The organism is Candidatus Electrothrix sp. (assembly GCF_052785085.1).
This window is the reverse complement of sequence record NZ_JALAAI010000015.1, coordinates 1-11032: the sequence shown is the minus strand read 5'-3', so window position 1 is coordinate 11032 and position 11032 is coordinate 1. Positions and strand designations below refer to the sequence as shown.

The 11032-nt window shown below is 45.3% G+C and carries 10 protein-coding genes; 1 reads left to right on the top strand and 9 read right to left on the bottom strand.

The window, feature by feature from the left end:
• Positions 1–85: 85 nt before the first annotated feature.
• From L2082_RS04200 to L2082_RS04160, 9 genes are all read right to left on the bottom strand, one after another.
• A complete protein-coding gene (locus L2082_RS04200; RefSeq protein WP_446011472.1) occupies positions 86–1342 on the bottom strand; it encodes an L-lactate MFS transporter in 1257 nt (418 codons plus the stop codon).
• A gap of 121 nt (positions 1343–1463) precedes the next feature.
• Positions 1464–2279, bottom strand: a complete 816-nt coding sequence (locus L2082_RS04195) for a cytidylate kinase family protein (protein ID WP_446011471.1) — start codon at positions 2277–2279, stop codon at positions 1464–1466.
• Positions 2280–2449: 170 nt separating this feature from the next.
• Complete coding sequence (locus L2082_RS04190) at positions 2450–4222, bottom strand: putative bifunctional diguanylate cyclase/phosphodiesterase (RefSeq protein WP_446011470.1); 1773 nt, start codon at positions 4220–4222, stop codon at positions 2450–2452.
• Positions 4223–4286: 64 nt separating this feature from the next.
• Positions 4287–6224 carry a selenocysteine-specific translation elongation factor gene (selB, locus tag L2082_RS04185; RefSeq protein WP_446010002.1) on the bottom strand — a complete coding sequence of 646 codons (1938 nt, stop codon included), beginning with the start codon at positions 6222–6224 and terminating at the stop codon, positions 4287–4289.
• Positions 6225–6280: 56 nt separating this feature from the next.
• Positions 6281–6589: a hypothetical protein gene (locus L2082_RS04180; protein ID WP_446010003.1), complete on the bottom strand. Its 309-nt coding sequence runs from the start codon at positions 6587–6589 to the stop codon at positions 6281–6283.
• Between the two features lie 29 nt (positions 6590–6618).
• Positions 6619–7524 (bottom strand): photosystem P840 reaction-center cytochrome c-551, encoded by a 906-nt coding sequence (locus L2082_RS04175; protein ID WP_446010004.1) that lies wholly within the window; start codon positions 7522–7524, stop codon positions 6619–6621.
• 80 nt (positions 7525–7604) lie between these two features.
• The gene (locus tag L2082_RS04170; protein ID WP_446010005.1) at positions 7605–8081 is read right to left on the bottom strand and encodes a Uma2 family endonuclease; all 477 of its coding nucleotides are present in this window, start codon (positions 8079–8081) and stop codon (positions 7605–7607) included.
• Positions 8082–8105: 24 nt separating this feature from the next.
• Positions 8106–8732: an MBL fold metallo-hydrolase gene (locus tag L2082_RS04165; RefSeq protein WP_446010006.1), complete on the bottom strand. Its 627-nt coding sequence runs from the start codon at positions 8730–8732 to the stop codon at positions 8106–8108.
• A gap of 90 nt (positions 8733–8822) precedes the next feature.
• Entirely contained in the window at positions 8823–9815 is a 993-nt protein-coding gene (locus L2082_RS04160; RefSeq protein WP_446010007.1) for a P-loop NTPase, read from the bottom strand.
• A 534-nt stretch (positions 9816–10349) separates the two neighbouring features.
• Between L2082_RS04160 and L2082_RS04155 the strand changes: the two genes are divergently transcribed.
• The gene (locus L2082_RS04155; RefSeq protein WP_446011469.1) at positions 10350–10778 is read left to right on the top strand and encodes an iron-sulfur cluster biosynthesis family protein; all 429 of its coding nucleotides are present in this window, start codon (positions 10350–10352) and stop codon (positions 10776–10778) included.
• The last annotated feature ends 254 nt before the right edge of the window (positions 10779–11032 follow it).

The following is an 11032-nucleotide window of genomic DNA, read 5'->3' as shown; positions in this document are numbered from 1 at the left end:
CTCTCCAATCCCTTATTTTATCTGGTTCCCAAAGCTCCAGCTTGGGAACCCCTTTTAGCACTTCCTTTTGAGCCCCCCCACTTCCTTACAGCTTCTGCTGTACCGGCTTGATATACAGAGCCATCAGTGCAGCTGCTATAAGAAGAACAACTGAACAGTAATACGCAAAGGTAAACGTCTGCGTCTTATCATAAACTTGCCCGGCAAACAGTGACAGGGTAAAGCCTCCCAAGCCCCAGGAAGTGAAGACCAGTCCATAATTTACACCAAAGTTCCTCATGCCATAGTAATCCTTGGTGATCGACGGAAACAGAGCAAGGTTAGCGCCGTAGTTTGCCCCGATCAAGGCTGAAAAGATTCCAAGAACAAGGCTTGACCCGAGAATATTACCAGCTTCCGCCTGTGACAGGAGGAAAATTATCAGCGCTTGCAGGACGAAACAGATGAAGAGCGTCGTTTTCCGACCAATCCTGTCAGAGAGTATGCCAGCGACTATCCTTCCAGCACCATTGCCAACAGCCAGAATGGCAACAAGAACAAAGCCCAGGCTTACGCCCGATTGAATCTCTGCTATTTTTGCAAGCTTGGAAATAATCATCAAACCAGCCCCTGCTCCGCAGGCATACATGAACCAGAGAGCATAAAATTGCCAGGTTTTAAGCATTTCCTTTGGGGTATACTCCATCTTGGCAGCATTCTTGTGCGTTGGCACAGGTGGGGTTCCAGCAGGTATATACCCCCTTGGAGGAGGCTGAAGAAACTGGGCAAACCCAATAACAATAATAAGAAAGCCAACACCCAAAATCATCATAGTTGCAGAGAGGCCGTAGGCTCGAATTAATGCTTTAACCAGTGGGGCTACATAAACACTTGCCAGTCCAAATCCTGAGACAACAATACCGGCAATCAGGCCGGTTCGAGCCGAAGAAAACCACTTGACAGCAGGCGGTGTAGCCGAAGCATAACCAAAGCCAATACCGGCTCCGGCCAAGAGTCCAAAGCCGAAGATAAAACCAAGTGTCGTTGTTGTCTGGCTGGCTGTAAGCAAACCAATGCCCACCAGTAATCCACCAATACTCGCTACTGTTCGAGGGCCAATTCGATCCTGCATCCTTCCGGCGGGCACCATAACCAGTGAGAAAACCAAACAGGCGACTGAGTAAGGGAGAGATTTAGCTGCCTCTGACCATCCCCATACGTCTGGAATTCCTTTACTCACCACACTCCAGGTGTACAATACACCGAGAGCGAGATTGATGCCAAGACCGGCAAAGACAACTACCCATCCTCTGTTTTTTACAGTACTTGACGATAAGGATACCTTGGATATTTTTTCAGACATTTAGTTCTTTCCCTCGCAGAAGTATCATGCTGCTCATAGGCAGAGCTTGATCCTTGTTTGTGCCAACAGGTAATTCAGCCTGTACCTGAAGTCAGTGATGTGTTCTATCCATGCACATTCTTTACCAGTACCAACCCGTTCCAACTCCAATGTCACACAGGACACTGCTTACCCCTTCTACGCTTCTTGCTATTTGAGGAATCAACTCCAATGCTTTTACGGAATCAACAGTACCACCAATTATCACCTCTCCATCATTGGCTTTTACCTCAATAACAGCAGAGTTGGTTGCAGGATTACTGGCCAATGCCGCCCAAACTCTGCAACTCAGATTGAAGTCTTCAAAAACTTTCTGGTTTTCAGGGGAAGGCATAAACTCCTTTTGTTCCACCATGCTGGCAATAGCTGTACAGGCAGTCTCTGTACTGACTTTATCCAAATTTAAAATCACATCATAGAGACCGGGGTCCTTCCAGTCAACATTGTAGAGCAGTTTGGTCCACCGGCTTCGATCCTTGCTTACCCGTTGGATATGAGCAATGGCTTTTTCTTTGCTGAGCGTTTCTCTTTTCATAAGAGCTTCTACGCGGTACTCCATGTTTGCAATTACCCTGACCCGAAGTATCTGGGGGAGATGTGAGAGAAGCAGATGACCGTTGACCCCATGGTAGACAAGGTTTCCTTCCTTCGCATGTGCCAGGATTGCAGCTGTTATACACTTTACGTATGCCAGGCGCTTGCCGGGAACCTGCTGCCAGAATGGTGGAGCACCATTCATTGTTTTATTAATAGTTCTAGCCGGAATGCCGTAGTCCCTGTCTATTTCGTGGAGCACTTTTTCCCGGCTGAGAACTGGGTAGTCAAGGTCCTTGGCAAGTTGAGAGGCAACATCTTTACCCCCTGCATAGGTACCTCGACTAATAGTAATAATTGCCATATAAGTTCTCCTCTATTTGATTTGCAAAATCCTCTGCTGATACTCGACTATCAAGTTTCTAAAAGTTGACTATTCTACAGCTCTATGCGCAGAATAATTCCAAAAAGTTATATGAGAACATCAAACTGCTGCACAGGCATCAGTAGTATAAGCCAGAACGGAGCTATTTCTCAATTGCTCTTCTTGAGCAGCTCAGCAATCCCCTCTGGCGGTAAGGGCTTACTCAAATAATACCCTTGCACCTCTTCACAGCCCATGGCCTTGAGCAAGTCCATCTGTTCCTTGGTTTCAACCCCTTCAGCAACGACTTTCAGATTCAGGCTTTGCCCCATTGTAAGAATAGAACTGACAATGGCCTTGTCATGAGCATCACAAACAATATCTGTAATAAATGCCTGATCAATCTTTAAGGTATTGACAGGAAACTTTTTCAGATAGGCAAGGGAAGAATACCCTGTACCAAAATCATCAACAGCTATCTGCACACCAACCTTTCTGAGCTCTCTGAGAGACCGGACTGCATCTTCAGGGTTTTCCATAAGAATACTTTCTGTTATCTCAATTTCTAACCACTCTGGTTTGAGCTTGTTGGCCTCAAGGCTTTCAAGCACAAGAGGTAATAAGCCTTTATCCTGAAATTGTTTTGCAGAAAGATTGACCGCCATGGGTAAGACATCCATTCCCTGGTCCTGCCAGACCTTGACCTGGTAACAGGCCTGCTTCAGCCCCCATTCCCCAATGGCACGAATAAGACTGCTTTCTTCTGCAATGGGGATGAACTCAGCCGGAGAAATAATTCCTTTTTGGGGATGCTGCCAACGCATTAATGCCTCTACTCCAGCCATTTGCCCTGTGGCAAGGGCATATTTGGGCTGATAATAGAGAATAAACTCCTTATGTTCCAAGGCGTGGTGCATTTCCCGCTCTATTGTCACCCGATGAACCAGGTCTTCACGCATTTGCGTATGAAAATACTGATAATTTCCTGGCCCCCGTTTCCGGGCAACATTCAAAGCCGTATGCGCATGTTTCACCAGGCTCTGGGTATCTATACCATCCTCGGGATACAGAGAAATACCTATACAGGCATCAACGAAGATTTTTTCGCCAGCAATGTGAAAGGGCTGTTGGAGAGCACGCAGCAAACGGCGGGACAAAAGAACAGGGCAATCCTTGAGTTTCACCTCAGAAAGCAACACCATGAACTGGTCACTATACGACCTTGAAACAGTATCAGTTTCACGCACACCACTGCGTATTCTTTTGGAAACCTGTATCAGCAGATCATCACCTGCCTTATAGCCAAGAGTATTATTGATGTCTGTAAAGCTCGCTAAATCAACACAAAGGAGACCTAAAGGTTTATCATGAAACTGGCTGTTCAGCAATGATTGGTCAAGAAGCTTTTCAAATAACGTCCTGTTGGGCAGGTTTGTCAGAGGGTCATAAAAAAGCAGGTCCTTGAGCTGTTTTTCAACCTTTCTCTTTTCCGTAATATCAGTAAATATACCGATATAATTTCTGATCTCACCGCTTTTACTATAAACGGCATGGATGGTGAGCGATTTAGGATACACCTCCCCGTTCTTGCGGCGATCCAAAATCTCTCCTGACCACTTGCCTTTCTGCAACAAACTGTTCCACATGGATTCATAAAAGGCCTGATCATGATGTCCGGACTTACAAACCCTTGGGTTTTCCCCTATTATCTCTCTGGGTTCATAGCCTGTAATCTGGGTATAGGCTTGATTGATATATAAAATACTGGCATCAGCATCAGTGATAACAACTGCTTCTTTGGTATTTTCCAGTATAATCTGATCTAATTGCAGTTGGTATTCTAATTCTCTCTGAGCTGCACATTGTTCCTTTTCAGACTTCTCGCTTTTTTGCCATTTCTTCTTAAACGTATCCCAATGCCTGGTCAGTACAAAAAAACTCACCAACAGAGCAGTGCACAACAACACAAAGCACCATAAACCTGCTTGCCCTGTCAATGTACTCATACTATTGCTTTCGCAGAATTCGCTTATCACCGACCCGAAGCGTCAGTTTGATCTTATCAAAGTATTCTAATAAAGGAATGGAAAATTTACGGGTCAGGCCGGTCAGGTCTTTAAAGCCAGGGGCATCAATCTCCTCTTTCCTGCTCAGATACTCCTGCAAGTCAGCCGCCAATTGGTCCAGCTGCTCGCTATGAAAGAACAGAGCCTCATTTATTTTGACCAGGGTGCCCTTTTGCAGGAGCAAGGCAATCACCTGGCGGAGCTGTTTTTCAGGAAACTGCCCAAACTGAGCCAGCACGTCTTTTAAATTCGGCGGACGCAGGCCAGCTTCTTTGTACAGGTTACCAATTTTCTCCTGCATCTCCTGCTCATCAACCTGCAGTTTCACCTCATGACTACTCAAGCGAACCTCTGCTTCTTCCTGAACAAGGGCACCATTTTTTGCAAGGCTGTTCATCAGATACTGAAACAGCTTCTGATCCACTGGGGGCCGGAGCCGGGACCGTATCTCTTCCCGTGCCAGGCCGCTTTTTAAGGGATTCTCCTGGTGATATTGTTCGAGCATGTTGAGCACGAACTGGCTGAGTCGCTCAATCACTTGGGTTGCAACCAAACGTTGGCTGTCAGACTCCACCACCAAAACTTTTTTTGCTGAAATAGGGGCCTGGAGCTGTTTCTTGAGTTTTTTACCAAACAGCCCCAAACGGGTGGAAAGCTGATCCGCTGTGATGCCCTGTACCCCACTCTCCTCAAGAAAGAGCAGCATCTTTTCGACCAGGCCGTCTCCCTCAGTATCAGCCTTATACACAGAAAAAACCGCCTGATTACGTTCCCTGTCCTGATCAGTAGCCCGCTTTCGCTTGGGTGGAGCATTATTCAGAATAACCCCACCACCCAGCGTGGCAATAGGAGAATAACTGCGCAGAACAAAACGATCTCCGGGCCAGACAGCCACAGGTTCCTGGGTAATGAGCTGAATATCAGCGTCTTGTCCAGGCTCCACCCGGTCCCTGTCCATCAACACCACATAGGCAAGGATTTCACGGGTTCCTACATGGAGACGTACCTGGGTTCTGTTCTTTAATTTTCTTGTATTATGAGCCAAATAATGAAAATCTGCATCCAGCAGGGTTGAAGGCTGCATGGTGCCTGGGGTGGCTGCAAGATCACCCCGATGAATCTGCTCTTTTTCAATGCCTTGCAAATTAATAGCTGTGCGATGTCCAGCCTCAACAATCTCCTGCTCTTTGCCATGCACCTGGATGCCCCGTATCCTGGCTGTGATCCCTTCAGGATAAAACATCAGGTCATCACCCACAGCGATCCGCCCGGACAGGGAAGAGCCAGTGATCACGGTGCCAAAACCCTTCATGGAGAACACCCGGTCAACAGCCAAACGAAAGGGGCCGAATTCCTCCTGAAAGTTGATCTTATGAACCTTTTCATCCAGGACTTTTTTGACCTCTTCAATCCCTTCGCCAGTGGTGGATGAAACAGCAAGAATCGGGGCCTCTTCCAGAAAGCTGTCTGCAAAGAAATCCGAGACCTCTTCTTCCACCATTTCCAGCCATTCTTCCTCCACCATATCTTTTTTGGTCAGGATGATCAGGCCGTCTTTGACCCCGAGCAGCTTGCAGATGTCAAAATGCTCCTTGGTTTGTGGCATAATTCCCTCGTCCGCTGCCACGATAAAGGCCACCATGTCCATACCAGCGGCTCCGGCCACCATATTACGAACAAACTTTTCATGACCCGGTACATCAACAATGCCCAGACGATGACCGCAGGCAAGATCTATATAGGCAAAACCCAACTCAATGGTGATGCCCCGTTTTTTTTCTTCCTGTAACCGGTCGGTTTCAATACCGGTCAAGGCACGGATCAGACTTGTCTTGCCGTGGTCAACATGACCGGCAGTGCCGAGGATTATTTCACGCATAAATATTTCTGCTTATATCACATTCATTATCCCACCCCAAGGGATGGGATAATGAATTATTCTGTGTCAACCTGCGGAGCCTTCCGCTGGGCCAAAAATTCAATTATGGTCTCTTTTTCTTTCTGATTGAGAAAGTTCATCTGATCAGAATAGCCAACCATCTTTTTCACAGTCTGTTCCCATTCAACATGATTCTTATTTGCTTCGTACACCCGATCAATGCTGTGACAGACAGTGCATTTTTTCTCAATCAGGGCTTTTGCTGCCTCTTTCTTATTTTCAGCAAATGAAGAGACCGCCACTATCAAAGCAAACCCGAATACAATGCAACCAGACCAACAAGAAAACGTTTTTTGTTGCTTCATAACATCCTCCACATGTTCCGTTAACCGACTTATTTTTCACCCTCAGCCTGGGGAACAGTTCGGTTAGATAGAAATTCAAGCACAGCCTCTTTTTCCAAAGGACGCAGAAAGTCTTCCTGCTCAGAATATCCCGCCATATTGTCAACAAGCTCTGCCCACTCATTGGGTGTTTTCCGGGCCAGAAAGATCCGATCCAGGCCGTGGCAATACGAACATTTCTGCTCAATCAATTTCTGCCCGGCCTTTTCCTTGGCTCCAGAAGCCGTAGCAACTAATTGCTCCCGTCGTTTCTGCTGATTGATAAGATAGTGAAGGATATGTTTCCCCTGCCCTTCCGTGATATTGGGTGCATCAAAGGCAACCATACGGTTGACAGTCTCTGTCCACCCCTGATCAGTTTTTAACGACTTAAAAATCCGCTCCAGAGTATGGCATTTCCCGCATTTCTGCGCTACTAATTTTTGCCCCTTTTGCTCATCCAACACGATTGCATCTCCTTCTGTTAAACCTAACGGATACAACGTAGGTGATCCATGAATAAAATAATATCCAGCTGTCATGGTGTTGAGTAGAAAAAACGCTAAAAAAACAGCTATACCAATCCCTGGAACATAGTGCTCAAAACGTCTAAAACGTCGGATAATAAGGATTTTAAAAGCTAAAAGCGGAACAATCAGGAGTGCCAGGGAAATATGCAAAATGGTTCTGGGAGAAAACTCATCCTGAGAGGCTTCAACTTTGGAAAGCATGATTGCCAGGATAACCAGAAAAAAGACAATAAAGATGTACCCTGTTACCTTATGCGCCATGACCAGACGCTGATTCGTCGTACTGTCTTTTCCAGGGTTACCCCGCAGTTCCAACATCAGGAGCAGAGCAATGGCCCCGGTCAGCGTGGCGATCAAGCCGGAAAGCGAGGTTATTATCGGATTCATACGATTCTTTTTTCTGAGCTTGGCTTCAATACCCCTGTCTTGTATGAAAAAAAGGTGAAAAGAGCAATGCAATATCCAATTTACAACTGAATAGATAAGGGAAAATCAGGCACCAACCCGGATCGTTGCAGCTCTCCTTTGCGGTTAAAAAAACTCATATCTCCCTGCTCTGTACATAGCCAAAATTCCAACGCTCCCTGTTCAAAATAGAGCTTTTTCTTGTCTTCCATCTCCTGAGAGGTATTGCTTGCTGAAAAGACCTCAACGCAAATCTCAGGGCACACAGAACACTCTATTTCATTTTTTATTATTGCAAAAACCGCATCTGAGGCCCAGGCAACATCAACAACCTTTGTTCCTTTCTGAGTGGCAATGGCGCATTCTGGCAACGTTTTTCCTGTTTGCAACAAAGATCGCAGAAGAAATTCCAGTTCCCCCTGAAAGGCCGAATGAGAAACTTTCACCGGAGTCATGAGTATTTTCCCGTCTTCATCAAGCTCAATTTTAAAAGGTAAATCTTGCAGCCTGGGATGTTCACATACTTCCAGCCAATTCATAATAACAAGGCCCTTTTCAAATTTTCAAAAATACGGGTTTCCTTCCGCCTCATCACCAATGGTCGATTGAAAACCACCATAGCCGTGTCCAGGCCAAACAATTGTCTCAGGTGGTAAAGTCATCAAACGCTCCTGAATAGACTTTGAAAGCTCGGGCATAGATCCACCTGGGAAATCCGTGCGTCCAAGACCACCGACAAAAAGGGTGTCCCCGGTAAAACAATCAGGGGCATTATAAAAGCAGACCCCGCCTGGCGTATGTCCGGGGGTATGAATCACGGTCAAGACCTCTTCACCAATAATTATTTTTTCTCCATCTTCAACCACAATATCCGCAGGTGGTGAATCGGGTAATCCAAGCATGGAAAAATAGCTTTTTGCATCTGCCGTGCTAAAAAACTCAGCATCTGACCGATGCATAATAATCTGCGCACCAGTGGCCTTCTGAACAGGCCCGTTACCGCAAACATGATCAGGATGGCCGTGAGTATTGAGGATATACACCACATCAAGCTTATTGTCTTTGCAGGCGGCGAGTATTTTCTCTTCATCTCCTCCTGGATCAATAATGGCTGCTTTGCCTGTTTTTTTACAGGAAATAATATAGCAACACACGCTCATCATACCGACTGTCAGCTGTTGTATTTTCATGATAACCGGGTACTCTCTTTGTTCTGTTCTATCAAAAAAGCCGTCCTTCAACCTGCAAAGAGGACTTCAACATAAAAAAAATGTCGTGTATCAGCAATCGCATTTATCAGGATTACATCCATCATCTCCGCAGCCGCAACCACCAGCTGTTCCAGAGGCCATTTGCAAACCTGTTGCCATTTTCAGGCCCTGTGCCGGTTGAGCTGTAGGCTTTACTGTAATCGGTAAACGTTGTTCAACCGCTTCCACCACAGCAGTAAATGCTTTGACTGCCGGACTATTCTCATCCGAGGAAAGATAAGGCTGTCCACTGTCACCGCCAACAACAACCCGTGGATCCATAGGCACTCTGCCAAGAAAGGGCAGCTCAAAATCACGCGCTGTCTTTTCTCCACCTCCTGAACTGAAAATATCAACGGTTTCTTCACAATGAGGACAGATAAAACCAGACATATTTTCAACAATACCGGTAATGGGCATTTCAACTGTTTTGCAAAAATTGATGGACTTACGAACATCTGCCAAAGACACGGCCTGTGGGGTTGTCACAACCACAGCCTGCACATTGGCAATAATTTGCGCCACAGATAACGGTTCATCACCTGTTCCCGGAGGAGCATCAACAACAAGATAATCCAGCTCTCCCCAGTCCATATCAGCAATAAACTGACGAATAGCCTGAATTTTCAAGGGGCCACGCCAAATAATGGCTTCATCCCTGTCTTTCATCATATATTCCAGGGAAACAACTTTTACATTTTCATTATAAATTAAGGGAGGAACCAAGGAATTTTCAGTCTGGTGCGGTTCCAAAGAATCTGTGAGATCAAGCATTCGACAGATATCCGGCCCATGCAGATCCACGTCCATCAGCCCAACCTTGTATCCCTTTTTAGCCAGCCCTAACGCAAGATTCACAGCAACAGTGGATTTCCCTACTCCCCCTTTCCCGCTCATCACGAGAATCTTCTGCCTGATCTTCCCCAGTGATCGGGTGATGGCAATATCCTGTTGGGCAACCTGCGCATCTGCCGAGTGACAACTTGAATGATCTTCACTCTCACATGAACCACATGAACTCATTATATCCTCCATTTAGATAGATGTTGCGTTATATGAAGTCCGCCCCAGAGGGCAGACAACCTTCCTGAAATATAGTAGTTATATCAATCCAGCATAGGCTGCATTCTAACTCTGGTCTCTTGAAAAGCAATGAAAAATTTTCCCGGCTCATCGGATTCGGGCCAAACAGGGTAGAGTTAAGGCCGGATACAGCACGAACTCATTCAGAAGAGAAGAAAACTACAATAACAGACTAACAACCCTTGCAATAATACGATATTTATTAAAAATAATACTATTAAATACAAGACTTTTTTTTATTTCTTTGAAATATTTTCTCTGCTACATCATAAATTATCTTATTACTCTACAAAAAATATCACGAATGGCATTGAGGTGCTTTACTAAAAGTTTATTCTATATTATAAAAAGAGATATTCTTAACAAAACATTCCACAAATTTGTAATCTTGAAGAATTGTGGTACATGCACAATCTCTTTAGGATGTAACAAAATGGAATGTGTTATTCTTCTATTTGAAAAAAAGTGAAATATATGTTGAGTGTAACAGAGCAAGCTCTTGAAGCCCTTAGAGAACAGGTACCAAACCGCAACATTGACACTGTTATCCGAATATTTGTGCAAGACGGTTGTTGCGCAGGCTCACACCTGAAAATCTGCATGGATCAGGTACAAGAGGATGATCATATCGTCGATTTCATGGATTTACGTTTTGTTGTAAACCGTGATCTACTCACATCCTGCGGCACTATGACTGTTGATTTTATACAGGAAAACACAAAGTGCCAATGCAGTGGGGGATGTGGTGGTTTCTACCTGAGTGGTGAAAAAAAGTTCCTCTTTAGTGAACGCTGCGACGGTACGGGGCAATGCATGCACATGTGCAAGTGTGATGATCGCTATCCTGCAAAAAAATGTCAGAAAAAATGTTTCAGCAATTCCCGAACCCCTCTCAAATGCTGAAATAGCATAGTTGAACAAAAATATTTTCGTAAACATTTTTTATTCGTGTTTGACATATCAAACGTTTTGGGTCAATACTCTCTGCAAAAAAAATGCAAAGAGGAGATTATGGCAAACCTGATCAAGTGTAACCGTTCAGACCCCTCTCATTTTTTTTACGCAGCAAGAGGCAGAGGAGGCACATCCAGCCCCTGGCGCCGAGCCGTGATAACCTCAGCGAGATATTTCCACGGACAGGCGTTGCGCTTCCTACA